Source organism: Shinella sp. HZN7 (genome assembly GCF_001652565.1).
Taxonomy (GTDB): Bacteria; Pseudomonadota; Alphaproteobacteria; order Rhizobiales; family Rhizobiaceae; genus Shinella; species Shinella granuli.
The window spans coordinates 2,745,892-2,771,475 of record NZ_CP015736.1 but is presented as its reverse complement, the minus strand read 5'-3'; the positions used below and the strand labels follow the sequence as shown (position 1 = coordinate 2,771,475).

Below are 25,584 nucleotides of genomic sequence, written 5' to 3'. Positions count from 1 at the left end.
GGCGCCCTGCGTCCGTCCTTTTATCTTCGTGAACACACTGTTTCCCGAACGGCCCTTTCAACCTGCGTGTGCGGGCCATATCTCTGGGCAAATCCCTCTTGCCTGGAACATCCCATGGAACTTGGCCTCTATACATTTGCCGACGTCGATCCCAATGCTGCCGACAAGGGGCGGGAAGGGGGGCGGCGGCTGAAGGACCTCCTGGAGGAGATCGCGCTTGCCGATCAGGTCGGCCTCGACGTCTTCGGGCTCGGCGAGCATCACCGGGCGGATTATGCCGCCTCGGCGCCGGCCGTCGTGCTGGCCGCCGCCGCCGCGCAGACCAGGACCATCCGGCTGACGAGCGCGGTGACGGTGCTCTCCTCGGACGATCCGGTGCGCGTCTTCCAGCAGTTCTCGACGGTCGACCTTCTTTCCGGCGGCCGGGCGGAGATCATGGCCGGGCGCGGCTCCTTCATCGAATCCTTCCCGCTCTTCGGCTATGCGCTCGATGACTATGACCGGCTCTTCGAGGAGAAGCTGGACCTGCTGCTGGCGCTCAACGAGCGAGAGACCGTGTCGTGGAACGGCACGATGCGCCCGCCGCTGCCGGGGCTCGGCGTCTACCCGCGCCCGGCGCATGGCCGCCTTCCGATCTGGATCGCCGTCGGCGGCACGCCGCAATCGGTGGCGCGGGCGGGGGCCTACGGGCTGCCGCTGGCGCTTGCCATCATCGGCGGCACGCCGTCCCGCTATGCGCCGCTCTTCGATCTCTACCGCGAGGCCGCGCGCCGCGCGGGGCAGGATGCGGGCGGGCTGAAGACCAGCATCAACGTGCATGGCTTCATCGCCGACACCACCGCGGCTGCGGCCGACACCTTCTACGGCCCGCAGGCCGAGGTGATGAACCGCATCGGCCGCGAGCGCGGCTGGGGGCCGACGAGCCGGGCGCAGTTCGACCAGTCGACCGGGCCGACCGGCCATCTCTTCCTCGGTGATCCCGAAACGGTGGCGAAGAAGATCGTCGATCACCACCGGATCTTCCGCAATGACCGCTTCATGCTGCAGATGGCGATCGGCCCGATGCCGCACGAGGCGGTGCTGCGCGGCATCGAGCTCTACGGCATAAAGGTCGCCCCGCTGGTGCGCGAGATGCTGGCGGACGACGCGAAGGGCGACGTGGCCGCTTCCGCCTGACAACGGCGCACGGGCATGGTAAGAGGCCCGCGAAAGAGAGACGCGATGACCCTGGAAAACGACGAAGACCTCAACGGCCTGAAGGCCATCGGCCGGATTTGCGCCAATGTGCTGCAGCACATGTCGACCGCCATCCGGCCGGGCATGACGACCGCCGAGCTCGACCTGATCGGCCGGCGCATGCTGGAGGCGGCGGGCGCGCGCTCGGCGCCGGAAAGCTGTTATGCCTTTCCGGGCGCGACCTGCATCAGCGTCAACGAAGAGGTGGCGCACGGCATTCCGGGCGAGCGGGTGATCCGCGACGGTGACCTCGTCAACATCGATGTCTCCGCCGAGCTCGACGGCTATTTCGCCGATACGGGTGCCTCCTTCACGGTCGGGCGGTCGACGCCGGCCGTCGAGCGCCTGTGCCGCGACGGCAAGCGTGCGCTCTGGGTCGGGCTGAAATCGGTGCGGGCCGGCAGGCCGCTTGCCGAGGTCGGCAATGCCATCGGCGAATTCGCCCGCAAGAACCGCTATACGCTGATCGCCAACCTGGCCAGCCACGGCGTCGGCCGTTCGCTGCACGAGGAGCCGACGGAAATCGCCACCTGGCCGGACCCGCAGGAAAAGCGCCGCATGACAGAAGGCCTCGTCTTCACCGTCGAGCCGTTCCTCTCGCTCGGCGCCAACTGGGCGGAAGGCGGCAGCAACGACGAGTGGACGCTCTACAGCGAGCCGAGCGCGCCGACGGTGCAGTTCGAGCACACGGTCGTCGCCACCCGCAACGGGCCGCTCGTGGTGACGCTGCCGGGCTGAACCGGTCCGGCAGGCCGCTGGCGCGGGCAGGGCGAGCCTTCACCGCCGCTGATCCGTCGATCAATAAATGTCGTTTGTCGCCTTTATGTTGCGGTGCGATGGTCTCGCCATGATGCACCGCACTCCCGCCCCGTCGCATGAGCCTGTCCGGGCGGCGATCGCCGGCGCGCTCGCCATGGCCGTCGCCATGGGGCTCGGCCGCTTCTTCTATACGCCCGTGCTGCCCGGCATGATGGCCGGGCTCGGCCTGAACGCCGCCGATGCCGGCATCATCGCGGCGGCGAATTTCGCGGGTTACCTGCTCGGCGCCGTATTGGCCGCCTATGGCTGGGCGGCCGGTTTCGAACGGCGCCTTGCACTCGGCGCGCTGGTTTCCACGGTGCTGCTGCTGCTTGCCATGGGGCTGCTCTCCGGCGTCGCCGCGCTCTCCGTCGTGCGCTTCCTCGCCGGCCTTGCCAGCGCCTTCGCCATGATCTTCACCTCCGGCATCGTGCTCTCCATCGGCCTCGTGCACCGGGACCCGCGCGTGCAGATGGCGCATTTTTCCGGTGTGGGCGGCGGCATCGCGGTCTCTGCCGTGCTCGTCTATCTCCTGTCGCTGGTCGAGTTTTCCGCCATGCCCACCTGGCGCGTCGACTGGTTTGCCGGTGCGCTGCTCGGCGCGGCGGGCCTTGTCGCCGTCGCGATCCTGCTGCCGCGTCCGGAGGGCGGCGCGTCTGCATTGCGCGAGCCGCCGATCGCCTGGACCCGGCCGCTTGTCGCCCTGACGGCAAGCTACGGCCTCTTCGGCATCGGCTATGTCGTTACGGCCACCTTCATCGTCGCCATCGCTCGGGAGGGAGCGGAAAGCCCGCTGCTCGAATGCCTCACCTGGCTCGTGACGGGGGCTGCCGCCGCGCTCTCGCTCCTCGCCTGGAAACCGCTGGAGCGGTGGTTCGGCGTGGCGATGGCCTATCTGCTCGCGATCCTCGTGGAGACGGTGGGCGTCGCGGCGACGGTGACGCTGCCCTTTCCCTGGTCGGCGCTTGTCGGCGGGGCGCTGCTCGGCATCACCTTCATCGTCGTCACGGCCTATGGGCTGCAGCTCGGCCGGGTTCTCGCCAGCCAAAGCCCGCGGCGCGTGCTGGCCCTGATGACGGCCGCTTTCGGCGTCGGGCAGATCCTCGGCCCGCTCGGCGCCGGCTTTCTGGCGGCGCGCACGGGGAGCTATTTCCTGCCCAGCCTTGCGGCTGCGGCCATCCTGCTTCTTGCCGCCGGCATCACCGTTCTTGGCGGGGCGCTTTCCATTAAATCTCGGTAATCCGGGCGCTCGACGATTGTTGCTATGCGCAAACTCCTCTAGGTTCTGCGCGAACCGGCGGCGCTGCCGCCCCTTGCAAACGAGAGTTTCGCACCTTGTTCCATTCCTTCTTCCCGCAGCCGAAGCTGTTCTTTTCCTCCCTTGTCGCCTGGACGCTGCTTTCGATCGCGGTCTGGTACTCGGTCGGTGCCAATTTCGGTGCGCTGATCGGCCTGCCGCCGCTGCCGGCCGACACGGCGCCCCCGGTGGGCCTCGGCTATTTCGTGACGCCGGACAATATCTGGTTCTATCTCTATTTCGTGATCTGCACCGGCCTCTTCGGCCTGTTCTGGCAGATCCGGGCGAAGGACCATCCCTGGACCAACTGGTCGATCTGGGGCTCGGCCTTCATCATCTTCTCGACCTATTTCAGCGTGCAGGTGTCGCTGGCTATCAACAACTGGCGCCGGCCGTTCGGTGATACCTTGCAGAACGCGCTCCAGGGCACGGGCGGCGTCACCACACAGAACTTCTTCGACCTGATGCTGATCTTCTGCCAGATCGCCTTCATCAGCGTCTTCGTCTACGTGATGACGCGCTTCTTCGTCAGCCATTATGTCTTCCGCTGGCGCACGGCGATGAACAACTACTACATGTCGCTCTGGCCGCGCGTGCGCCATATCGAAGGCGCCTCGCAGCGCGTGCAGGAAGACACGATGCGCTTCGCGACGATCACCGAAGGCCTCGGCGTCAGCCTGATCGACGCGGTGATGACGCTGATCGCGTTCCTGCCGGTGCTCTTCGCCCTCTCCGTGCATATCGGCCCGCTGCCGGTCATCGGCGAAGTGCCGCATGCGCTGTTCTGGGCGGCGATCCTCTGGTCGGCCTTCGGCACCTTCCTGCTCGCCTTCGTCGGGATCAAGCTGCCGGGCCTGGAGTTCCGCAACCAGCGTGTCGAGGCCGCCTACCGCAAGGAACTGGTCTATGGCGAAGACGACGAGACCAAGGCCCAGCCGCCGACGGTGCGCGAGCTCTTCGACAATGTCCGGATGAACTATTTCCGGCTCTATTTCCACTATCTCTATTTCAACGTCGCCCGCATGTTCTATCTGCAGGCCGACAACCTCTTCGTCTATTTCATCCTCGTGCCGACCATCGTCACCGGCAAGATCACCTACGGCATCCTGCAGCAGATCCTGACGGCCTTCGGCCAGGTGTCCAGCTCGTTCCAGTATCTCGTGAACTCGTGGTCGACGATCATCGAGCTGCAGTCGATCCACAAGCGCCTTCGCGCCTTCGAAGCGGCGATCGAGGGACAGGAACTGCCGAGCATCGACCAGCAGTTCATCGCGGCCGGCGGCAACGAGGAACTGGCGCGGTAGGCTTGACGATCAGAGGGCGGCTCCGGCCGCCTTCTTCTCTTTCGCGAGAATATCCATCGCCTGGGCATAGCTGACGCAGGCGACGTCCTGTTTGCCGCAGGTCTCCGTCAGGAAGCGGTCGAGCGCGCGCCAGTAGGCGCCGGCATTCATCTCGACGAAATGGAAGCCGAGCTGGAGGGGGATGCGCTCGCCGCCATATTGCTTCGTGAAGGCGTCGCGATAGGCTTGAAGGGTGCTTTCCTCGAAGGCGGCGCTCTTTTCCGGGGCCTCCTTGCCCTTGGAATGGCGGACATAGAGGTTGTAGTCCATGGCGATGACCGGGCGCCGGGCGGCGCCCTCCGGCACGAGGGGCAGGGCGAAACGGGCGATCTCGCCGCTTGCGACCGGCAGGGCCGGGCCCTTCGAGACGAGGCTGGCATCATAGGTGAAGCCGTGCGCCTCCAGCGCCTTGATCAGTCCGCTGCCGGCGGAAAGATAGGGCGCGCGAAAGCCCTTGATGTCCTCCTTAACGAAGCGCTGCCAGTCCGCCGGTTCCCGCTCGCCGACGCCGGCATTCTGCCAGGCGTTCTTCAGCGCCTCGTGGAAGAAGGTGAACTCGCTCTTCCAGTCCTCCGCGCTCCATTTGCCGCCGTCGAAATGGCCGCAGGCATGGCTGCCGATATCGTGGCCCTCCAGCTTCGCCAGCCAGATCTCGCCGAGGCGCAGGATCGTGTCCTCCCGGTCCGGCGAGAAGCCGACATTGGAGCGGCCGCGCTTTTCGTGCGGCGCCTGGTATTTGGCGCGCTCGTCCTTCGGGAAGAGGAAGGTGCAGGAGAGGAAATAGGTGAAATGCGCGCCGGTGCGTTTCGCCATGGCGCGGCTCTTCTCCCACAGGAGGTTGTCGTGTGCTCCGTCGAAGGAGACGATGACGAGCTGCTTGCGCTTTGCGGCCTCGACCGCATCGTCCTTGGCAAGGGCCGGGCCGGCGGCAAGCGCGACGGCGAGGGGAAGGAGGACTATACGGGACGAGACTGAAGACGACATGGCTACCCGCGACAATTTGCAAAGGGGTTTTCATGGGTCGCGAATGCGGCAATCCTTTGATCGGGCTGGAATTGTCGCCGTGCGAGGGCTATTCCAGAGGAAACGGCCGCGGGCCGTGTTTTCTTCAAGGGGCATTTTCATGACGTTGCTCATCGCCGGTCTTGTTCTTTTCATCGTCACCCATCTTCTGCGCCCCTTCGCGCCGGGCCTGCGCAATGCGGGCATTGCCGCCATCGGCAAGCCGGGCTGGATGGCGCTGCATGGCGTCGTCTCGCTGCTCAGCCTCGTGCTCATCGCCTACGGCTTCGTCGATGCGCGCGAGAACGGCGGCCAGATGCTCTATTTCCCGCCGACCTTCCTGTCGCATATCGCGCTGACGCTGATGTTGATCGCCTCGATCTGTCTCGTCGCCGGCTTCCTGCCGGCCGGGCACATCCGCACGAAGCTGAAGTTCCCGATCCTCGTCGCCATCAAGATCTGGGCGCTGGCCCATCTCCTGGCGAATGGCGAAAGCTATTCCGTGCTGCTCTTCGTGACGATCCTCGCCTGGGCGGTCATCCTGCGCATCACGCTGAAGAAGCGCATCGCGGCCGGCGAGACGACGCTGCCGGTTTTCGTCTCGGCGAAATACGACCTGATTTCCATCGTCGTCGGTCTTGCGCTCTATGCCGTGATCGTCTTCAAGCTTCACGAATGGGTGATCGGCGTTCCGCCGCTGCCGTGATCCCTTCGTCCATCCCGCGCTTTTCGCGCCTGCCCCCTTACAACGCCGCCAAAATGGGGTAGAAGGCGCAAACTCCAATCGTCAGCAAGAGCCGGGCAGGGAATGGTAAATCAGGACGACAGCTTTATCCGCGAGGTGAACGAGGAGCTGCGCTCCGACCAGATGCGCCTGATCTGGAAGCGTTTCGGCCGCATCTTCATCGGCGCCGCCGTTCTGGTCGTCCTCGGCACGATCGGCAAGGTGAGCTACGATTACTGGCGCGACAGCGAGGCCTCGGCCGCCGGCGACAGCTTCCTGGCCGCCCTGACGCTCGCCCGCGAGGGCAAGAACGAGGAGGCGCTCGCCGCGCTGACCGCGCTGGAGAAGGACGGCTTCGGCTCCTATCCGGTGCTGGCGCGCATGCGCTCCGCCTCGCTGCTGGCGACGACGGACGCGCAGGGCGCCGTCAATGCCTTCACGGCGATCGCCAAGGATGGTTCCGTGCCGCAGGCGCTGCGCGATGCCGCGCGCCTGCGCGCCGCCTATCTGCTCGTCGATACTGGCACCTACGACCAGGTTTCCGCCGAAGCCGAGCAGCTTGCCACGCCCCAGAGCGCGCTGCGCCACTCCGCGCGCGAGGTTCTCGGCCTCTCCGCCTACAAGCACGAGGATTATGCGCGCGCCAAGGAATGGTTCGACGCGATCCTTGCCGACAACGAGAGCCCGCGCAACGTCGCCAACCGGGCGCAGATGCTGCTTGACCTGATCGCCGCAAGCGGCAAGCTGTCTTCCTGATCTCGTATCTTTTTTACGCAGTTCCGGATGAAAGACCGCTTCGCCCTTTTACCGGAACTGCTTTAGCCGGCCACCGAAACGGAACACATCCATGAGCTTCACCGTCGCCATTGTCGGACGCCCGAATGTCGGCAAGTCCACCCTGTTCAACAGGCTCGTGGGCAGGAAGCTCGCGCTTGTCGACGACACGCCGGGCGTCACCCGCGACCGCCGCCCCGGCGATGCGCGGCTCGTCGACCTGAAATTCCGCATCATCGACACGGCCGGCCTCGAGGAGGCCGCGCCCGAAACCCTGCAGGGCCGCATGCGCGCCCAGACGGAGGCGGCGATCGACGAGGCGGACCTCTCGCTCTTCGTCGTCGATGCCAAGATGGGCCTGACGCCGGTCGACCAGGCGCTTGCCGACATGCTGCGCCGCAAGGGCAAGCCGGTGGTGCTCGTCGCCAACAAGTCGGAGGCCCGTGGCTCCGACGGCGGCTTCTACGATGCCTTCACGCTCGGCCTTGGCGAGCCGACGCCGATTTCCGCCGAGCACGGCCAGGGCATGCTGGACCTGCGCGATGCCATCGTCGCGGCGATCGGTGAGGAGCGGGCCTTCCCCGAGGAGGACGAGGCCGTCACCGATGTCGACGTGCGCGCCGCGGCGGCTGCCGAGGGCGCCGGAGAGGACGAGGATTTCGAGCCGGAATATGACGAGACGAAGCCGCTGCGCGTCGCCATCGTCGGCCGCCCGAATGCCGGCAAGTCCACGCTGATCAACCGCTTCCTCGGCGAGGACCGGCTGCTGACCGGCCCGGAGGCCGGCATCACGCGTGATTCGATCTCCGTCGAATGGGACTGGAAGGGCCGTACGATCAAGATGTTCGACACGGCCGGCATGCGGCGCAAGGCGAAGGTGCAGGAGAAGCTGGAAAAGCTTTCCGTCGCCGATGGCCTGCGCGCCATCCGCTTTGCCGAGACGGTCGTCATCGTCTTCGATTCGACCATTCCCTTCGAGAAGCAGGATCTCCAGATCGTCGACCTCGTGCTGCGCGAGGGCCGCGCCGCCGTGCTCGCCTTCAACAAGTGGGACCTGATCGACGACCCGCAGGCCGTGCTCGCGGAGCTGCGCGAAAAGACCGATCGCCTCCTGCCGCAGGCGCGCGGCATCCGCGCCGTGCCGGTTTCCGGCCAGACGGGCCGCGGCCTCGACAAGCTGATGCAGGCCGTCATCGACACGGACCGCACCTGGAACCGCCGCATCTCCACCGCCAAGCTTAACCGCTGGCTGGATGCGCAGCAGACGCAGCATCCGCCGCCGGCCGTTTCCGGCCGCCGCCTCAAGCTGAAATACATGACGCAGGTGAAGGCCCGCCCGCCGGGCTTCATGATCTCCTGCACGCGCCCCGATGCGCTGCCGGAATCCTATATCCGCTACCTGACGAACGGCCTGCGCAACGACTTCAACCTGCCGGGCGTGCCGATCCGCATCCACTTCCGCGCATCGGACAACCCGTTCGCGAACAAGGCGAAGAAGAAGCGCTGAGCGCTCCGTTGCCCTCGGCGGATATGGCTTTGCCCCTCACCCTAACCCTCTCCCCGCAAGCGGGGAGAGGGGACCTGCCCCACTTGCGGGCATTTGTTGGGGAAACCGGCGCGGCATATCCCCTTCGCCCCGTTTACGGGGAGAAGGTGGCCGGCAGGCCGGATGAGGGGCCGGAGTCGTTGCCCTTGTGGCCTCAACCCTCCGGCAGCTTGTCCTTCGCCACCAGCGCGCCGTGATGCTGGATGACCGCGGCCGCGACATCCGCGGCGAAGCGGGCAGCCTCTTCCGGCGCGGCGCCTGTCGCAAGGCGGGCGAGGAAGGCGCCGTTGAAGCTGTCGCCGGCGCTGGTCGTGTCGACGATCTTCTCCACCTTCGCGGACGGCGCATGGCTGCGCTTCTCGCCGAAGACGAGGGTCGCGCCTTCGGCGCCGTCCTTCACGACAAGCCCGTCGACGCCGAGCGCGCGGTAGCGGGCAATGGTGTCCTCCAGCCCGGCATCGCCGAAATGCGTCGTCTCGTCGTCGAGGCTCGGCATGACCAGCGTCGCGGCGCGCGCGCCCGCGGTGATCGTCGCGCGCATGCGCTCGGTATCGTCCCACAGGCGCGGGCGGATGTTCGGGTCGAAGGCGACGCATTTTCCCGCGGCCTTGGCGCGACGCAGCTCGGCGAGCAGCGTCTCGACATCCTCGGGCGGCAGGATCGCCAGCGTGATGCCGGAGAAGACCACGATGTCGCAGGCGTCGATGGCCGCGCGCAGCCGGTCGCCGTCACGCGCCAGCAGCTTTGCCGCGGAGGCGGAGCGCCAGTAGGAGAAGCTGCGCTCGCCGTCCTTCAGGTGGATCATGTAGAGGCCGGGCGAGCGGCCCTCGATGCGCGCGACATGCCCGGTTCCGATGCCGTGGCCATCCATGAAGGCAAGCATCTCGTCGGAGATCATGTCGGTGCCGACGGCCGAGACATAGTCGACGCTCCAGTCGGCCGGCAGGTACTGGCGGGCATAATAGGCGGTGTTGAACGTGTCGCCGGCAAAGCTCTTGCGCAGGAGGCCGCCCTCGGCCTGCATCAGTTCCACCATGCATTCGCCGATCGTCAGCAGGCGTGCCGCCATGTCCCAAGGTCCTCCCGACCCGTGCATTTCCTGCCGAGGCGAGATCGCTTCGGCGCCGGAGAATGCGGTCAAAACAAAACGCTCTAGTTGCGCCGGAAAGAGGAAATACTGTCAAAGAGTTGGCGGGGCAAGACGATACCGGCGCTTTCCGCCTGCCGCTGCCGTTCCACGCGGTCGAGGCCGGGGATATGGACGCCGTAGACGCCTGAAAGCCGCTCCACCTGCTCGGCGAAGCGGGTGGAGAAACCGTCGGCGAGAAGCTGCGGGGCGAGCGCCAGGAGGAACAGGCCGACCCCGGGAGAGGCATCGCCCGCCTGGAAGTCCGGGGCATCGAGCGACCAGTTCGCGCCGGTGAGGCCGGCGGCGAGCACCTCCACCATGAGCGCGACATTGGCACCGCGCGTTCCGCCGAAGGCGAGCAGGGCTCCCTTCATCGCGGCGAAGGGGTCGGTGGTCGGCTCCCCCTCCTGGTCGAGCGCCCAACCCGCGGGAATGGCCTCGCCCCGGGCGGCCGCCTCGCGGATCTTCACATAGGCCGTGGCGCTGGAGGCCTGGTCGACCAGCAGGAAGCGCCCGTCGGCAAGCGGGGCGGCGAAGGCCAGCGGGTTGGTGCAGTAGACGGGCAGGCGGCTGCCCGCGCCGGCCAGCAGCGCCGGCCCGTTCGTCGCCGCGATGGCGACCAGGCCTTCCTGGGCAAGCTGGGCGGCATACCAGCCGAGCTCGCCGGTGGTGTAGCTGTTCTGGACGGTGAAGACGGCGATGCCGAGCGCCTTCGCCTTCGTCACCAGTTCCTCAAGGGCGATCGCAAAGCCATGCTGGGCCACGCCGCCCATGGCGTCGCATTTCACGATGGCGGGGACCGGCGAGGTGATGAGCGGTTCCGCCCGCCCGTCGATCCGCCCGTCGACGAGGCTGCGCAGGTAATCCGTCAGATGCGTGAAGCCGATCGCGTTCTTGCCCGCCATTTCGGCATCCACCGTGGCGCCGGCAAGCGCCGTGGCCGCGGTCTCCACCATGCCGACACGCATCAGCGCCGTGCGGGCAAGGTCGCGTGCTTCCTGCGGGGAAAGGGTGACGGCATCGGTCATGGGGTCAACCTTCTCTATGGAATTTGCCGGCATCATCCCGATCGACCCGGCTCGCGTCAACCTTCGAAAAATCGGGGTACCTGCCGTTTACGCCCCGCCGGGGCCGCGTTACATCTTGCCGAAAGCAACAGGAAACCGGAGCGAAAAGGCATGGCGAAGCCCCGCAAGAAGGCTGATGACTGGTGGCGCGGGGCGGTGATCTATCAGGTCTATCCCCGCTCGTTCCAGGACACGACCGGCGACGGCATGGGGGACCTGCGAGGCATCACGAAGCGGCTCGGGCATGTTGCCTCGCTCGGTGTCGATGCCATCTGGCTTTCGCCCTTCTTCAAGTCGCCGATGGCCGACATGGGCTATGACGTCTCGGACTATTGCGACGTCGACCCGATGTTCGGCACGCTCGCCGATTTCGATGCCATGCTGGCGGAGGCCCATCGCCTCGGCCTCAAGGTCATCATCGACCAGGTCATCTCGCACACCTCCGACCAGCATCCCTGGTTCGTCGAGAGCCGATCCAGCCGGAGCAATCCCAAGGCGGACTGGTATGTCTGGGCCGATCCCAAGCCCGACGGCACGGCGCCCAACAACTGGCTGTCGATCTTCGGCGGGCCTGGCTGGGAATGGGACGGCGTGCGCAAGCAATATTACATGCACAACTTCCTGATCTCGCAGCCCGACCTCAATTTCCACAACCCGGATGTGCAGGAGGCGCTCTTGAAGACCGTGCGCTTCTGGCTCGATCGCGGCGTGGACGGTTTCCGCCTCGACACGGTGAACTTCTACTTCCACGACAGGAAGCTGCGCGACAACCCGCCCCACGAGCCCGATCCCGAAGCGGTCGGCCTCGATGCGCCGGACGTCAATCCCTATGGCATGCAGACCCATCGCTACGACAAGACGCAGCCGGAGAACGTCGCTTTCCTCAAGCGGTTCCGCGCGCTGCTCGACGAATACGAGGGACGTGCGACGGTGGGGGAGGTGGGCGACGGCGCCCGCTCGCTGAAGACCGTCGCCGACTATACGAGCGGCGGCGACAAGCTGCACATGTGCTACACGTTCGATCTTCTCGGGCCGGATTTCACCGCCGACCATGTGCGCAAATGCGTGCAGAGCTTCCAGCGGGCAGTGACGGACGGCTGGGTCTGCTGGGCCTTTTCCAACCACGACGTCAACCGCCATGTCAGCCGCTTCATCCGCGCGCCTGAGGAGCGCGAGCGCATTGCCAAGCTCGCCATCACCCTGCTGTCGACCCTGCGCGGCTCGATCTGCCTCTACCAGGGCGAGGAACTTGGCCTCACCGAAGCCGACCTCGCCTTCGAGGACCTGCGCGATCCCTACGGCATCCGCTTCTGGCCGGCCTTCAAGGGGCGCGACGGATGCCGCACGCCGATGCCCTGGCAGCATGGCGAGGCCCATGCCGGCTTCAGCACCGGCAAGCCCTGGCTGCCGGTGCCGCAGGACCACGCCCGGCTTGCCGTCGACGTGCAGGAGAAGATCGCCGGCTCGGTGCTCAACCATTACCGGGCCACGCTCGCCTTCCGCAGGGAACACGAGACCCTGCATGACGGCGACATGGCCTTCCTGCACTCCAACCACGACATCCTCGCCTTCACCCGCGAGAAGGGCGGCGAGAAACTGCTCTTCGTCTTCAACCTGACGCATGAAAAGGCCGAATTCGTGCCGGCCAAATCGCTGAAACTCGGCGCGCCCCTGTCGGTGCCCGGCTTCGGGGCGAAGCTGAAGGACGGGACGATCGAGCTGGACGGGCTGGATATGGCCTGCGTGCGGTTGTAGCGGGTTCCGGCAATTCCTGACCGTGCGCAAGCACGGTCAGCCAATATTCCCTTCCGGGAGCGTTCTACCGTTTTCGTCCGACGAGCCGGTCGTAATCGGCGTGTGAGCCGATCCAGAACCAGACGAGAGTGTCCGTCTGCGCATCTCTGACGGCGAGGGCGCGCCAGGAAAGACCCACCCGGGCCGACCAGAAGCGGCCGACGGGTTTGAGCTGCAGGGATGGGTGCGCGGGGTTGGCTTTCAGGAGGGTGAAATTCCTGTCGGCCTGTTCGCGTATATGAGAAGGCAGTGCCGCGTAACACGTCCAGAACGTGTCCGTGGCGTGATGCTTCAAAGCGGGCGTGTCCGATTGTTGCGGAATTCAGCCAAAGCGAGTTCGGCGAGCTCGTCCAGAGTGCCGTTTGCGGCGTCTTCGGCAAGGTCCCGATCCCACCGCTCCGCCTGAAGCGCTTCGAACCATGCGGAAAACCGGTCGAACTCTTCTGGGCTGAGTTCAGACACGCTTTTCTCAATCTGCTCCAGTTTCGTCATGTCGCGCTCCCTTCATGTCTATTCTATGCGAAGGAGCCGAACGCGGAAAGGTAAACCTCACCCCATCAGCATGAACCGGTCCACGTCCACCATCCCCCGGTCGGAGATCTTCAGGTGCGGGATCACCGGCAGCGGCAGGAAGGCGAGCTGGAGGAAGGGTTCCTCCAGCGTGGCGCCCAGCGCGAAGGCGGCCTGGCGCAGGTGGTGCAGCGTGTCGCGGACGGTCTCGTAGGGTTCGAGGCTCATCAGGCCGGCGACGGGGAGCGCGATCTCGCCCGTCACCCTGCCGCCCTCCACCACGACGAAGCCGCCCTTGATCTCGCCGAGGCGGTTGGCGGCGAGCGCCATGTCGTCCTCGTCGACGCCGACGACGCAGATATTGTGGCTGTCATGGCCGACCGTCGAGGCGATGGCACCCTTCTTCAGCCCGAAGCCCTGCACGAAGCCGTTGGCATGGTTGCCGTTCCTGCCGTGACGCTCGATGACGGCGACCTTGATGATGTCCTGCGCGAGATCGACGGTCGTCTGGTTGCCCCTGGCGGGCAGCCGGTAGCGGCGGTGCTCGGTGATGATCTTGCCCGGCAGGACGCCGATTACCGGCGTTTCGCCATCGGTGACGGGCACGGCGAAATGGGCGGCGTTGACCGGGCGGGCCTTGACGCTGTCGAGACCGACCGGGGCTACGGGCCGGCGCGTCGCAAAGAGCGCATCGTCCACCCTGCGGCCGGCGGAGAAGACCATCTCGGCCTTGCAGGTCTCCAGCGTGTCGACGACGACGAGGTCGGCGCGCCAGCCGGGCGCGACGAGGCCGCGGTCGCGCAGCCCGAAGGCCCTGGCCGCCGAGATCGAGGCGGCGCGGTAGACGGCGAGCGGCGCGCGGCCATGGCCGATGGCGGTGCGGATCATGTAGTCGAGATGGCCCTGCTCGGCGATGTCGAGTGGATTGCGGTCGTCCGTGCACAGCGCGATGAAGGGCGAGAGGCGTTCGGTGATGATCGGCAGCAGCGCCAGCAGGTCCTTGGAGACCGAGCCCTCGCGCACGAGGATGTGCATGCCCTTGCGGATCTTCTCCAGCGCCTCCTCGGCGGTGGTGCATTCGTGCTCGGTGCGGATGCCGGCGGCAAGGTAGCCGTTGAGGTCCTTGCCCAAGAGCAGCGGCGCATGGCCGTCGATATGGCCGCCCTGGAAGGCCTTCAGCTTGGCGAGGCAGACGGGGTCCTTGTGGATGACGCCCGGGAAATTCATGAATTCCGCAAGGCCGATCACCTTGGGATGGTCGCGGAAGGGCAGCAGGCGCTCGATCGGCAGATCCGCGCCCGACGTTTCGAGATGCGTCGCCGGCACGCAGCTCGACAACTGCACGCGGATGTCCATGATCGTCTCGAGCGCGCTGTCGAGGAAGAATTCGATACCCTCCGTGCCGAGCACGTTGGCGATCTCGTGCGGGTCGCAGATCGCCGTCGTCACGCCGTAGGGCAGCACGCAGCGGTCGAATTCGTGCGGGGTGACGAGCGAGGATTCGATGTGCAGGTGCGTGTCGATGAAACCGGGCACGACGATGCGGCCGGAAATGTCGATTTCCGCGCGGCCCTGGTAGTCGCCGCAGGTGCCGACGATGCGATCGCCCGAGATGGCGATGTCGGAGGCGACGAGGTCGCCCGTCACGAGATCGAAGAACTGCCCGCCCTTCAGCACGATGTCGGCGGGCTCCCGGCCGGTTCCCTGATCGATGAAGCGTTCCAAGTCGGCCATGGCGAAGTCTCCCGATTCCATTGCGGAAGACTCTAGCGGCGCGGCGGCAAGAGGGAAGGGCCGGTGCGTCGAATTGCGTTCTCAGACCGGAAAGGTGACGGTGAAGGCGAAGCGGGCGCGTGCTCCCGCCGCAAGCACCGTCGTATAGGGCCTGTCCTTCAGTTCGCCCGATCCGCCATATTCCGCCGCCGTGCCACGCCAGGGCTCGACGCAAAGGAACGGCGCGCCGGGCTTGGTCCAGAGCGCGAGGTTCGGCAGGTTCTCGAAGCGGAAGGCCAGCGCGGGACCGCCCTCGGCCTGGAAGGTCAGGCCGCTGCCCGCGCCTTCCGGGAAAACCAGGGCGTCGTCTACAAAGAGATCGGGGGAGAGGACGAGCCGGCCCGCCGCAAAGGGCGAAGGGGTGCGGTCTTGCGACAGCAGGCCCTTTTCCAGTGGCTGGCGCTGCGGCTCCCCGGCATTGTCGAGCATCACGACATGCCGCTTTCCCGCCGCGCCGGGCAGGGGCCAGGCGAAAGCGGGGTGGAAACCGAAGCCGAAGGGCATGGCGGTCCTGCCGCGGTTTTCGATCTCGGCGGCGACGGTGAGCGTCGGTCCATCAAGGCTGTGCTCGACGGAGAGCAGGAAGTCGAACGGATAGACGGCGCGGGTTTCGTCCGAGGCTTGAAGGCTGTAGCGGCACAGCGTATCGCTTGCGGCGGCCAGCGAGAACTCCCGGCGCCTGGCGAAACCGTGCTGCGCCATCGCATGGGGCTTGCCGTCGATGAGGAGCGTGTCATCGGGCGCCTTGCCGACGATCGGGAAGAGCACCGGCGAGCGCCCCGTCCAGAACGCGGCGTCGCCGTTCCACAGCCATTGCGCCCCGTCCCGGGTGGTGATCGCCTGCATTTCGGCGCCGAGCGAGGAGATATCGATCGACAGAAGGTCGTTCTCTATACGGGTGATGGTCGGCATGGGCTCGCCCTTAAGGTTTCCGGCGCGCACAATAGCCCTCAAAGCGGCCGGACTTGCAAGGCCCATCCGGCCGCGGCTAAAGCAGGTCATGCAAATGGGCGCAGCGGTTTGGCGAAGAGACATGCGCAAACCGGGGACCCGAAGTGCAAGGCGCAAATCTGCAAGATCGCTGCGCACTTTGGCGACGCCCGTGTTTCATTCAGGGAGAAGCGGATGCAGCCGGCATGGACCACAAGGACGCCCGGACCCTCGGAAATCGAGGCGCTGGCGCAGCTCTGGTTTGACGGATGGCAGGATGCGCATGCGGCGGTACTTCCAGCCGCGCTTGCCCGCCTGCGCACGCGGCAGAGTTTTGCCGATCGCCTGTCGGCCATGCTGGCGGATGTGCGCGTCATCGGCGAGCCCGGCGCACCGCTCGGCTTTTGCGCCATCCGGCATGACGAGCTCGACCAGCTTTTTGTGGCGCCGGCAGGGCGCGGCAGGGGCGTTGCCGCCGCGCTCGTGGCGGATGCCGAAGGACGCCTGGCCGCCGATGGCGTGGCGACCGCCTGGCTCGCCTGCGCGATCGGCAATCACCGCGCCGCCCGTTTCTACGAGAAATGCGGCTGGCACCTTGCCGCGACCGTCGTCCAACGGCTGGACACGATCGAGGGGCCTTTCGACCTGGAGGTCTGGCGCTATGAAAAGCGGCTTTCTCCGGCGGTCGCGGATTGATGGCGCATCGCCGCCATCCTATGTTGAGGACATGACCCGGAACGACGCGGCAGGCCCGATCATCGTCTTCGATGCGGAGTGCATCCTCTGCTCGGCCAATGCGCAATTCGTGCTCCGGCACGATCACGCCCGGCGCTTCCGTCTTGCCTCCATGCAGAATGCGGTCGGCGCGGCGCTCTATCGCCGCTTCGGCATCGATCCGGCCGATCCCGAATCGATGATCGTCGTGGACGGCGACCGGCTGCTGAAGGACAGCGATGCGGTGCTGGCGATCTATGCCGGGCTCGGCTGGCCATGGAAGGCGCTGTCCGCGCTGCGTCTCATCCCGCGCTTCCTGCGCGATCCCGCCTATCGCTGGCTGGCGCGCAACCGCTACCGGTTGTTCGGACGGCGCGCCGCCTGCTGGATACCCTCGCCGCAGGATGCGGACCGGGTGTTGTGAGGCGGGTCATCGTTCTCGGCGGTGATTGCGTCCGGAAATGGCGGCCGAAGCCGCCATTCCCCCTGCCGGATCAGATGTTGTTCTGCAGCACCTCGCGCAGCTTGCCGAACAGTTCGTCGATCTCCCGCTTCTCGATGATCAGCGGCGGGGAGAGCGCGATGATGTCGCCCGTCGTGCGGATGAGCAGGCCCTTCTCATAGGCCTTGAGGAAGGCATTGAAGGCCCGCTTGGTCGGCTCGCCGGCAATGGAGGCGAGTTCGACGGCGCCGATCAGGCCGACATTCCGGATGTCGATGACGTTCGGGCAGTCCTTCAGCGAATGCAGGCCTTCCTCCCAGTAGGCGGCGAGTTCCGCGGCGCGGGTCAGGAGACCCTCTTCCTTGTAGGTGTCGAGCGTGCCGAGCGCGGCGGCGCAGGCGATCGGGTTGCCGGAATAGGTATAGCCGTGGAAGAACTCGATCATGTGCTCCGGGCCGTTCATGAAGGCGTCATGGATCTCGGAGGTCACGAAGACGGCGCCCATCGGGATCACGCCGTTGGTGAGGCCTTTGGCGGTGGTGATGATATCGGGCTTCACGTCGAAATACTGCGCGGCGAAGGGCGCGCCGAGGCGGCCGAAGCCGGTGATGACCTCGTCGAAGATCAGCAGGATGCCGTGCTGCGTGCAGATCTCGCGCAGCTTCTGCAGGTAGCCCTTCGGCGGGATGAGCACGCCGGTGGAGCCGGCGACCGGCTCGACGATGACGGCGGCGATGGTGGAGGCGTCATGCAGGGTAATGATGCGCTGCAACTCGCTGGCGATGTCGCCGCCATGTTCCGGCTCGCCGCGCGAGAAGGCGTTCCTGTCGGGGAAGTGGGTGTGCGGCATGTGGTCGACGCCCGTCAGCAGGGTGCCGAACATCTTGCGGTTGGCGACGATGCCGCCGACGGAGATGCCGCCGAAGTTGACGCCGTGATAGCCGCGCTCGCGGCCGATCAGGCGGAAGCGCGCGCCGTCGCCCTTGGCGCGGTGGTAGGCGAGGGCCACCTTCAGCGCGGTCTCGACCGATTCGGAGCCGGAATTGGTGTAGAGGACGTGGTTCATGCCCTCGGGGGCGATGTCGACGAGGCGGTTGGCAAGCTCGAAGGCCTTCGGATGGCCGAGCTGGAAGGCGGGCGCATAGTCGAGCTCGCCGGCCTGTTCGCGGATCGCCTCGGTGATCTTCGGGCGACAGTGGCCGGCATTGACGCACCACAGGCCCGCCGTGCCGTCGAGCACCTGGCGGCCGTCATGGGTGGTGTAGTACATGTCCTTGGCGCCGACGAAGAGGCGCGGCTCCTTCTTGAACTGCCGGTTTGCCGTGAATGGCATCCAGAAGGCACGCAGATCGTTGGGTGTGTTGAGGCGGTTGGACATGCGGTCTCTCCGTGATCCTTGAAATGCTGGGGCCTTTGAAAGCGGTGGCCGTCCCGGCGGGTGGGATTTTTACCCGCTGGTCAAATTATCAAGGCGCCCGGGGCCGTCAAGCGGATGGTTCCATGCAAAACGCCCCGGATTTGGCCGGGGCGTTGCAATCGGGGTCTATCGGGGTCGTTCAGGCGATGCGCAGCTTCTTTTCCGTCGCGCCATTGCCGGAGGCCCGGTAGATGCGCTCGAGCGCGTCGAGGATCGTCAGCACGGCATCCGACTTGCTGGAATAGTAGATCGTCTGGGCATCGCGGCGGGTGGTGACGAGATTCTGCGCGCGCAGCTTCGACAGGTGCTGCGACAGGGCCGACTGGCTGAGTCCCACCTGGTTTGCAAGGGCGCCCACGGCGATTTCGCCCTCGACCAGGACCTTCAGGATGAGCAGGCGTTTCGGGTTTGCCATGGCGGACAGAAAGTCGGATGCAACCTCGGCCTGCGCATGTTCTGCGTCTGAAATCTTGTCCATCTGAAACTCCTTTGGGCGTTTCCGCTTCAAATTATGTGATTTTATTTGAATCCGCTTGTTAGCATATAAACAAAATACCCCTCATCAAGAGCCAGAAATGGGGGTATGCTGCACGCATAGCGATAGGCACCTCTTCCAATCGGAGAACGGTGCCGAAAGCGGATTTCGCGCAAATGCAGGCGGTTCAGCCCGCCGCCCTTGCTTCCTGAAGCAAACGCGCAAGCTCGCCACGAAGTTCCACGGCCTGATCAAGTTCCCGTGAAAATTCCAGGCGCTTCAGTTTGTCGCCGCTGGCAAGGTCGATGCCGGCGGCGTCGATCCCCACGATGATCCAGTCGCCGTCCTTCGCGCCGCAATAGTGGCGGGCATAGATGTCGGCCGCTTCCGCATGGTCGCTGTTCATGTGCGCGACGGCGCCGGTTTCCATCTCGGCAAGCGCGCCGCGGGCCGGGGAGCGAATCATGAGGTCGTCCGCCGTTAGCACGAAGGCCTTGCCGAAGCCGCCGTTGAGATGGGCGCGCAACGGCACGAGGCGGAAGAAGGCGAAGTCGGGGAAATCGACATAGAGCTTCGCCTTGGGATGGCGGCGGACGAAGCGTTCGCGCAGCCCGGCATGGGCGGCGCTGTCGCGGGCAACTTCCTCTGCCTCGCAGAGCACCGTCAGGCGGGGATGGGCGAGGGGATCGCCCTTGCCGGGCTCGCCTGCCAGCAGCGAGGCGCGCGGATCGCGCCGGAGCGCCTGGGTGTGGACGGAAAGCGCCGAGACGAGGATGACCGGCGTGCCATCCGTATCGGTGCCCGTCAGCGTGCGGCTGGCGAAGGGCGCGCCGCTTTCCGGCTCGATGACGGCAAGCGCGCAGCTCCGGGCGGAGCGCAGCAGCGTGCGGGCAAGGCGCCGGGCGTCGTCGTCGGTTTCGCGCAGGACGCTCGGCTTGTCCTTCTCTGTCATGGTCTTGCTCCCGTCCTTCCATGAAAAAGCAGCGCCCGTTCCGGGGCGCTGCTCTATCTAATCCGTTCGGGGCGCTCTGTCAGCCGCGCCGGCGGTGCCGCGTCAATCCGTTCACGATGTCCTGCGCGTTGATCGTGCCGACGACCGTGCCGTTGTCGACGACGCCAACATTGCCCGGCGTGCGGGCCATGGCGTCGAGGATGTCGACGAGCGGGGTCTGCGGTGCCGCGGTCGCCGTCACGCCGCCGTCGGCGGAGGGGCCGTGCTGCATCACGTCCCCGGCCGTCAGCATGTTGATCGGGTTCATGTTCTGCACGAAGTCCGCGACATACTGGTTGGCCGGGTTCTTGACGATCTCCTGCGGCGTGCCGCACTGGATGATGCGCCCGCCTTCCATGATGGCGATGCGGTTGCCGATGCGGAAGGCCTCGTCGAGGTCGTGGCTGACGAAAAGGATGGTCTTCTTCAGCCGGCGCTGGAATTCCAGCAGCTCGTCCTGCAGGCGCGTGCGGATCAGCGGGTCGAGCGCGGAGAACGGCTCGTCCATGAGCAGGATCGGCGCGCCGGTGGCAAAAGCGCGGGCAAGCCCGACACGCTGCTGCATGCCGCCCGACAGCTCGTTCACCTTGCGGTCCGCCCATTTGGCGAGATTGACGAGTTCGAGCTGTTCGGCGACGCGCGCCTTGCGCTCGCGATCCGGCACGCCGGCAAGCTCCAGGCCGAAGCCGACATTGTCGGCGACGGTCCGCCAGGGCAGCAGCGCGAACTGCTGGAACACCATCGAGACGGTGTGCATGCGGAAGTCTCGCAGCGCCTTCGGCGTTGCCGTATAGGGGTTCACCGAACCGCTTGCGGCCTTCACCTGCACATCGCCGCGCACCACGGGGGCGAGCCCGTTGACCGCGCGCAGCAGTGTCGACTTGCCGGAGCCGGAAAGGCCCATCAGCACGAGGATCTCGCCCTCGGTGATCGACAGCGTGGCATCCGCCACGCCGAGCACGAGGCCGGTCTCCGCGCCGATCTCGTCGCGGGTCTTGCCCGCATCGACCATGGCGAGGGCCTTCTGCGGGCTGTCGCCGAAGATGATGGAAACGTTCTTGAAGACGACGGCTTCGGTCATTTGGCGTCTCCATCATCGGCGGCGCGGAAGAGACGGTCGAGGATGATCGCGAGGATCACGATGCACAGGCCCGCCTCGAAGCCCATGGAGATGTTCACGGTGTTGAGCGCGCGCACCACGGGAACGCCGAGCCCCTTGGCGCCGACGAGCGCGGCGATGACCACCATCGACAGCGAGAGCATGATGGTCTGGGTGAGGCCGGCCATGATCTGCGGCGTGGCGAAGGGCAGTTCCACCTTGCGCAGCACCTGGCCGGGCGTCGCGCCGAAGGCCTGGGCCGCTTCCACCAGCGAGGGCGGCGTCGAGATGATGCCGAGCCGGGTGAGGCGGATCGGTGCGGGGATGGCGAAGATGACCGTGGCGATGAGGCCGGGCACCATGCCGAGGCCGAAGAGGATAAGGGCCGGGATGAGATAGACGAAGGTGGGGATCGTCTGCATGAGATCGAGGATCGGCCGGAGGATCGAATAGAACCACGGCCGGCGCGCGGCGGCGATGCCGAGCGGCACGCCGACGACCATGCTGACGCCGGTCGCCGCCAGCACGAGCGCCAACGTCTCCGTCGTCTCCTTCCAGTAGCCCTGGTTCACGATGAGCAGGAGGCCGAGGAAGGTGAAGGCGGCGACGCCGATCGAGCGGCGGAACCACCAGCTCAGACCCGTCACGAGCAGGATGAGGAACAGCGCATAGCCGAACCTGCCGCCGGCGCTGGAAAACGGTCCCTGCAGCAGGAAGAGCACGGCATCGATGCCGGCCTGCAGGAAGACCTTCAGGAAGTCGAACAATCCCTTGCCGTTCGTCGTCAGCCAACTGACGGCGTCCTTGGCGATCGGGCCGATCGGAATTTTGGAAACGGTAAGCCAATCCACGGCAGTAAGCCTTCGTCTGGAGGTTGACGATGCGCAGCCGGAACACCTGCGCGGTCCGCAACGCAAGACCGCTCGCGCACTCTTGCGGCAATCGCAGTATCCGGAGGCAAGAAGGGCGGGAAAGTTTCCTTCCCGCCCCGTTCTGGTCCGTTAGAGACCGAGTGCCGTTTTTGCGGCCGGCAGGGCCTCGCCGCTGCCGTCCTTGGTCGTCACGCCGGCAAGCCACGGCTCGATGGCGGCCGGGTTGGCCTTCAGCCAGTCGGTCGCGGCCGCTTCCGGATCCTGGCCGTCGTTCAGGATCTTGCCCATGATCTGGTTTTCCATTTCCAGCGTGAACTTGAGGTTCTGCAGGAGCTTGCCGACATTCGGGCATTCGCCGACATAGCCCTGGCGCACGTTGGTATAGACCGTCGCGCCGCCGAAGTCCGGGCCGAAGACGTCGTCGCCGCCGGTGAGATAAGTCAGCTTGAAGTTGGCGTTCATCGGGTGCGGCTCCCAGCCGAGGAAGACGACCGGGGTGCCTTCCTGCTCGGCGCGGGCGACTTCGGCCAGCATGCCCTGCTCGGAGGATTCGACCACTTCGAAGCCCGACAGATCGAACTTGTTGTTCGAGACCATGTCGATGATCAGGCGGTTGCCGTCATTGCCCGGCTCGATGCCGTAGATCTTGGCGCCGAGCGCATCCTTCTGCTTGGCGATGTCGGCGAAATCCTTGATGCCGAGTTCGGCGCCCTTGGCATTGGTCGCCAGCGTGTATTTCGCGCCCTCCAGGTTCTCGCGCACGGTCTCGACCGAGCCGTCCTCGCGGAAGGGCGCGATGTCGGCTTCCATGGTCGGCATCCAGTTGCCGAGGAAGACGTCAATGTCCTTGTTCTTCAGCGAGGTATAGGTGACCGGAACGGACAGGACCGTCACTTCCGTCTCGTAGCCGAGGCTCTTCAGCAGAACGGTCGCGGTGGCGGTCGTGGCGGTGATGTCCGTCCAGCCCACGTCCGAGAAGCGAACCTTGCCACAGCTTTCGGCTTCGGCGGCCGAGACATTGGCGGCGCCAAGCGCGAGGACGGACACGGCCGCGGCAAGAAGGGTCTTGAATGGCGATGCAGACTTCATTTTATTGCTCCCCTTATAACTGATGGTTTAGCCAATCATCAAAACGACATGCTTTCAAGCACCTTGGCGTAGCTGGAAGCCCCTGAAAGGTCCAATAAATTTCGGACCTGTTCGCAATTTTGCACATGGATGTCGCAGAAGGCGGGCCGCGCGGTTTTCTGTGGTTTTCCGGCCTTTTCGACTGGAAAATCGCGCCTTGCCGGGCCATGAGGCGGGGACGGAGAAAACCATGGCCAAGCTCTATTTCAGTTACGCGACGATGAACGCGGGCAAGTCGACGCTGCTCCTGCAGGCGTCCTACAACTACCGCGAACGCGGCATGCGCACGGCGATCCTGATCGCCTCCTTCGACGACCGCGCCGGCCAGGGCCGCATCTCCTCGCGTATCGGCCTGACCTCGGAAGCCATCGCCTTCGACCATGCCGACGACCTCTACAAGCATGTCGAGGAACTGAATGGCGACGGCAGCGGCGAGATCGCCTGCGTCTTCGTCGATGAGGCGCAGTTCCTCTCCGAGGAGCAGGTCTGGCAGCTCGCCCGCGTCGCCGACCGGCTGCACATCCCCGTCATGGCCTACGGCCTGCGCACCGATTTCCAGGGCAAGCTCTTTCCCGGCTCGAAAGCGCTGCTCGCCATCGCCGACGAGCTGCGCGAGGTGCGCACCATCTGCCATTGCGGCCGCAAGGCGACGATGGTCGTCCGGCTCGGGGCGGACGGCAAGGTGGCGCGGGAAGGCGCGCAGGTGGAAATCGGCGGCAATGACAAGTACGTTTCCTATTGCCGCCGCCATTGGGACGACATCATGAACGCCGATTGACGGCGGAAGGGGCGGCGAGGGGACACACGATGAAACAGCTTTCTCTCGTCACGGCCGCCTTCCTCTGTCTTGCCGCCCCCGCCCTTGCGGAGGGCGATGCGATCGCGGGAAAGACGGTCTTCAAGAAATGCGCGCCCTGCCATTCCGTCGAGCCGGTCAACCGCGTCGGGCCGACGCTCGCCGGCATTGTCGGCCGGCCGGTCGCCTCCGTCGCGGACTACAGATATTCCGCGAGGATGCAGGCTTTCGCCGAGGGCGGCAGGGTGTGGAACGAAGCCCTGATCGCCGAATACCTGATGTCGCCCAAGGCCATGGTGCCGGGCACCGCCATGGCCTTTGCGGGACTGAAGAAGATCGAGGATATCGCCAACCTCATCGCCTATCTGAAGGCGCCGGCAGGCTACTAGCCGTGTGCCGGAAATTTTCGGCGCCGGTCTTGCGGGCGGTCCGTGCCGTCCCACATCTTGTTCGGTAAAGGCGGCGGGCAGGTTCCTATCTGCCTGAAATCGTATAGTGTTGCCGCGATGGAATAAATCGGGCGGCGCAGACGTCTGCCGTGGAGAGTTTCAAGGGGACAAGCATGGCCACACTTCAGAACTTCGACGCGGAAATCGAGAAGACCCGCAGTGTCGTCAACCAGATGCGCAGCAAGCTGGAGCAGTCGAGCACCGTGCTCGACCAGTTCGCCAAGGCGGACACCAAGCTCGGCGACGTCAATTTCGACATCGAGAACGCCCGCATCCAGGACGTCATCGCCCAGCAGCGCGTGATGGAAGGCAATATTGCCGACCTCATCATCGGGCTGGAGGACGCGACGAACATCTTCGGCACCGAATTCGAGAGCATGAAGAGCTATACGGGCTATGAGAAGTTCATCGGCATCTTCTCCAAGCAGAAGATGCAGCGCATGCGCACCGACCGCGTGCGCAACATGTCGCTCGCCGGCAACCTCCAGGAACTGCTCTCCAAGTCCGACACGATCGTCGGCATCCTCAAGGAACAGAAGTCGATTCTCGACCAGCGCTACAAGACCTCCGAGGCGAGCCTCGTGCAGGTGATCGAGCGGCGCAAGGGCACGATGGTCAACCTCGAAGCAACGCAGAAGCGCATCGAGGAACTGAATCCGCTGCTGATGGACCTCGAGAACCGCATCGCCGCCTCCACCGACCAGAAGACCCGCACGGACCTTGAAGGCGAGCGCTCCGCGCTGGCGACGGAATACAACCTGATGCAGGCGAAGGAGCAGGAGCTGCTCGCCGAAAGCCAGACGCTGGAACGCTACACCTCGATGTTCCAGACCTTCGTCGATTCGCTCAACAACCAGATCGCCGCGCAGAACACGCTGATCAACAAGCTGACCATCGATACCGAGCAGCGCATCGTGCTCTACAAGGCGCTCGAGGATTCGTTGAAGACGGCCGCCCAGCAGGACGTGGCGCACAAGATCAACACGCTCGGCTCGCAGGTCGACACGGCCGCGGAAGAGACCATGGCCGGCATCGGCTCGGCCGCCCAGCGCCATATCGGCGATCTCCTCGAAATGCACGAGAAGAACATGCTGGCGACGCAGGACATCCAGCGCCGCAAGAAACTTGCCGACGACGCCTTCGCCCGGCGCTTCCAGGCCGTGATGGACAAGCACAACACCGCGAACTACGTGAAGCCGTGATGGTTGCAGGCATGCCATTGCCCCTCACCCTAACCCTCTCCCGCAAGCGGGGAGAGGGGACGTGCCCCGCGAACCG

General features: G+C 65.6%; 25 protein-coding genes. 13 read left to right on the top strand and 12 right to left on the bottom strand.

Annotation, left to right across the window (positions count from 1 at the left end; genetic code table 11):
- The first annotated feature begins 114 nt into the window (after window positions 1–114).
- The 4 genes from shn_RS13330 (at window position 115) to sbmA (ending at window position 4,635) form a co-directional block, all read left to right on the top strand.
- Entirely contained in the window at window positions 115–1,176 is a 1,062-nt protein-coding gene (locus shn_RS13330) for an LLM class flavin-dependent oxidoreductase (protein WP_064330836.1), read from the top strand.
- Between the two features lie 45 nt (window positions 1,177–1,221).
- A complete protein-coding gene (gene map, locus shn_RS13325) occupies window positions 1,222–1,974 on the top strand; it encodes a type I methionyl aminopeptidase (protein ID WP_064330835.1) in 753 nt (250 codons plus the stop codon).
- Window positions 1,975–2,083: 109 nt separating this feature from the next.
- Window positions 2,084–3,274: a YbfB/YjiJ family MFS transporter gene (locus shn_RS13320; RefSeq protein WP_145925920.1), complete on the top strand. Its 1,191-nt coding sequence runs from the start codon at window positions 2,084–2,086 to the stop codon at window positions 3,272–3,274.
- 95 nt (window positions 3,275–3,369) lie between these two features.
- Complete coding sequence (sbmA, locus tag shn_RS13315) at window positions 3,370–4,635, top strand: peptide antibiotic transporter SbmA (protein WP_064330834.1); 1,266 nt, start codon at window positions 3,370–3,372, stop codon at window positions 4,633–4,635.
- A 9-nt stretch (window positions 4,636–4,644) separates the two neighbouring features.
- On the opposite strand, the gene shn_RS13310 is transcribed toward sbmA, so the two are convergent.
- Window positions 4,645–5,658 (bottom strand): hypothetical protein, encoded by a 1,014-nt coding sequence (locus shn_RS13310; RefSeq protein ID WP_064330833.1) that lies wholly within the window; start codon window positions 5,656–5,658, stop codon window positions 4,645–4,647.
- Window positions 5,659–5,797: 139 nt separating this feature from the next.
- Here shn_RS13310 and shn_RS13305 point away from each other — a divergent pair, with 139 nt between their 5' ends.
- The 3 genes from shn_RS13305 to der all read left to right on the top strand — a co-directional run bounded on the left by shn_RS13305 (window position 5,798) and on the right by der (window position 8,681).
- Window positions 5,798–6,382 carry an NnrU family protein gene (locus shn_RS13305; RefSeq protein WP_064330832.1) on the top strand — a complete coding sequence of 195 codons (585 nt, stop codon included), beginning with the start codon at window positions 5,798–5,800 and terminating at the stop codon, window positions 6,380–6,382.
- Between the two features lie 102 nt (window positions 6,383–6,484).
- Window positions 6,485–7,156, top strand: a complete 672-nt coding sequence (locus shn_RS13300; RefSeq protein ID WP_064330831.1) for a tetratricopeptide repeat protein — start codon at window positions 6,485–6,487, stop codon at window positions 7,154–7,156.
- Window positions 7,157–7,247: 91 nt separating this feature from the next.
- Entirely contained in the window at window positions 7,248–8,681 is a 1,434-nt protein-coding gene (gene der / locus shn_RS13295; protein ID WP_064330830.1) for a ribosome biogenesis GTPase Der, read from the top strand.
- Between the two features lie 193 nt (window positions 8,682–8,874).
- On the opposite strand, the gene shn_RS13290 is transcribed toward der, so the two are convergent.
- Together shn_RS13290 and shn_RS13285 are read right to left on the bottom strand one after the other, a co-directional pair.
- Window positions 8,875–9,789, bottom strand: a complete 915-nt coding sequence (locus tag shn_RS13290) for a sugar kinase (protein ID WP_064330829.1) — start codon at window positions 9,787–9,789, stop codon at window positions 8,875–8,877.
- An 83-nt stretch (window positions 9,790–9,872) separates the two neighbouring features.
- Window positions 9,873–10,877 carry an Ldh family oxidoreductase gene (locus shn_RS13285; RefSeq protein ID WP_064330828.1) on the bottom strand — a complete coding sequence of 335 codons (1,005 nt, stop codon included), beginning with the start codon at window positions 10,875–10,877 and terminating at the stop codon, window positions 9,873–9,875.
- A 150-nt stretch (window positions 10,878–11,027) separates the two neighbouring features.
- On the opposite strand from shn_RS13285, the gene shn_RS13280 reads away from it, so the two are divergent.
- Window positions 11,028–12,671 carry an alpha-glucosidase family protein gene (locus tag shn_RS13280; protein ID WP_064330827.1) on the top strand — a complete coding sequence of 548 codons (1,644 nt, stop codon included), beginning with the start codon at window positions 11,028–11,030 and terminating at the stop codon, window positions 12,669–12,671.
- A 330-nt stretch (window positions 12,672–13,001) separates the two neighbouring features.
- On the opposite strand, the gene shn_RS13275 is transcribed toward shn_RS13280, so the two are convergent.
- From shn_RS13275 to shn_RS13265, 3 genes are all read right to left on the bottom strand, one after another.
- Complete coding sequence (locus shn_RS13275) at window positions 13,002–13,202, bottom strand: hypothetical protein (protein WP_064330826.1); 201 nt, start codon at window positions 13,200–13,202, stop codon at window positions 13,002–13,004.
- Window positions 13,203–13,259: 57 nt separating this feature from the next.
- Entirely contained in the window at window positions 13,260–14,954 is a 1,695-nt protein-coding gene (gene ade / locus shn_RS13270) for an adenine deaminase (protein ID WP_064330825.1), read from the bottom strand.
- Window positions 14,955–15,035: 81 nt separating this feature from the next.
- Window positions 15,036–15,905, bottom strand: coding sequence for an aldose 1-epimerase family protein (locus shn_RS13265; protein WP_064330824.1), 870 nt, complete (start codon window positions 15,903–15,905; stop codon window positions 15,036–15,038).
- A gap of 213 nt (window positions 15,906–16,118) precedes the next feature.
- On the opposite strand from shn_RS13265, the gene shn_RS13260 reads away from it, so the two are divergent.
- Complete coding sequence (locus shn_RS13260) at window positions 16,119–16,619, top strand: GNAT family N-acetyltransferase (protein ID WP_064330823.1); 501 nt, start codon at window positions 16,119–16,121, stop codon at window positions 16,617–16,619.
- A gap of 31 nt (window positions 16,620–16,650) precedes the next feature.
- A complete protein-coding gene (locus shn_RS13255; RefSeq protein ID WP_064330822.1) occupies window positions 16,651–17,061 on the top strand; it encodes a thiol-disulfide oxidoreductase DCC family protein in 411 nt (136 codons plus the stop codon).
- Between the two features lie 70 nt (window positions 17,062–17,131).
- On the opposite strand, the gene shn_RS13250 is transcribed toward shn_RS13255, so the two are convergent.
- The 6 genes from shn_RS13250 to shn_RS13225 all read right to left on the bottom strand — a co-directional run bounded on the left by shn_RS13250 (window position 17,132) and on the right by shn_RS13225 (window position 23,022).
- The gene (locus shn_RS13250) at window positions 17,132–18,457 is read right to left on the bottom strand and encodes an aspartate aminotransferase family protein (RefSeq protein WP_064330821.1); all 1,326 of its coding nucleotides are present in this window, start codon (window positions 18,455–18,457) and stop codon (window positions 17,132–17,134) included.
- Window positions 18,458–18,635: 178 nt separating this feature from the next.
- On the bottom strand, window positions 18,636–18,974 hold the full coding sequence (locus tag shn_RS13245; RefSeq protein WP_064330820.1) for a helix-turn-helix transcriptional regulator: 339 nt from the start codon (window positions 18,972–18,974) through the stop codon (window positions 18,636–18,638).
- Between the two features lie 184 nt (window positions 18,975–19,158).
- Window positions 19,159–19,923, bottom strand: coding sequence for a HugZ family protein (locus tag shn_RS13240; protein ID WP_064330819.1), 765 nt, complete (start codon window positions 19,921–19,923; stop codon window positions 19,159–19,161).
- Between the two features lie 79 nt (window positions 19,924–20,002).
- Window positions 20,003–21,043, bottom strand: a complete 1,041-nt coding sequence (gene choV / locus shn_RS13235) for a choline ABC transporter ATP-binding protein (RefSeq protein ID WP_064330818.1) — start codon at window positions 21,041–21,043, stop codon at window positions 20,003–20,005.
- Entirely contained in the window at window positions 21,040–21,912 is an 873-nt protein-coding gene (gene choW, locus shn_RS13230; RefSeq protein ID WP_064330817.1) for a choline ABC transporter permease subunit, read from the bottom strand. The genes choV and choW overlap by 4 nt, the downstream gene beginning before the upstream one ends.
- A 150-nt stretch (window positions 21,913–22,062) precedes the next feature.
- Complete coding sequence (locus shn_RS13225; RefSeq protein WP_064330816.1) at window positions 22,063–23,022, bottom strand: choline ABC transporter substrate-binding protein; 960 nt, start codon at window positions 23,020–23,022, stop codon at window positions 22,063–22,065.
- A gap of 229 nt (window positions 23,023–23,251) precedes the next feature.
- Between shn_RS13225 and shn_RS13220 the strand changes: the two genes are divergently transcribed.
- The 3 genes from shn_RS13220 to shn_RS13210 all read left to right on the top strand — a co-directional run bounded on the left by shn_RS13220 (window position 23,252) and on the right by shn_RS13210 (window position 25,508).
- Complete coding sequence (locus shn_RS13220) at window positions 23,252–23,839, top strand: thymidine kinase (RefSeq protein WP_064330815.1); 588 nt, start codon at window positions 23,252–23,254, stop codon at window positions 23,837–23,839.
- A gap of 29 nt (window positions 23,840–23,868) precedes the next feature.
- Entirely contained in the window at window positions 23,869–24,246 is a 378-nt protein-coding gene (locus shn_RS13215) for a cytochrome c family protein (protein WP_064330814.1), read from the top strand.
- Between the two features lie 173 nt (window positions 24,247–24,419).
- The gene (locus shn_RS13210) at window positions 24,420–25,508 is read left to right on the top strand and encodes a hypothetical protein (protein WP_064330813.1); all 1,089 of its coding nucleotides are present in this window, start codon (window positions 24,420–24,422) and stop codon (window positions 25,506–25,508) included.
- Window positions 25,509–25,584: the final 76 nt, after the last annotated feature.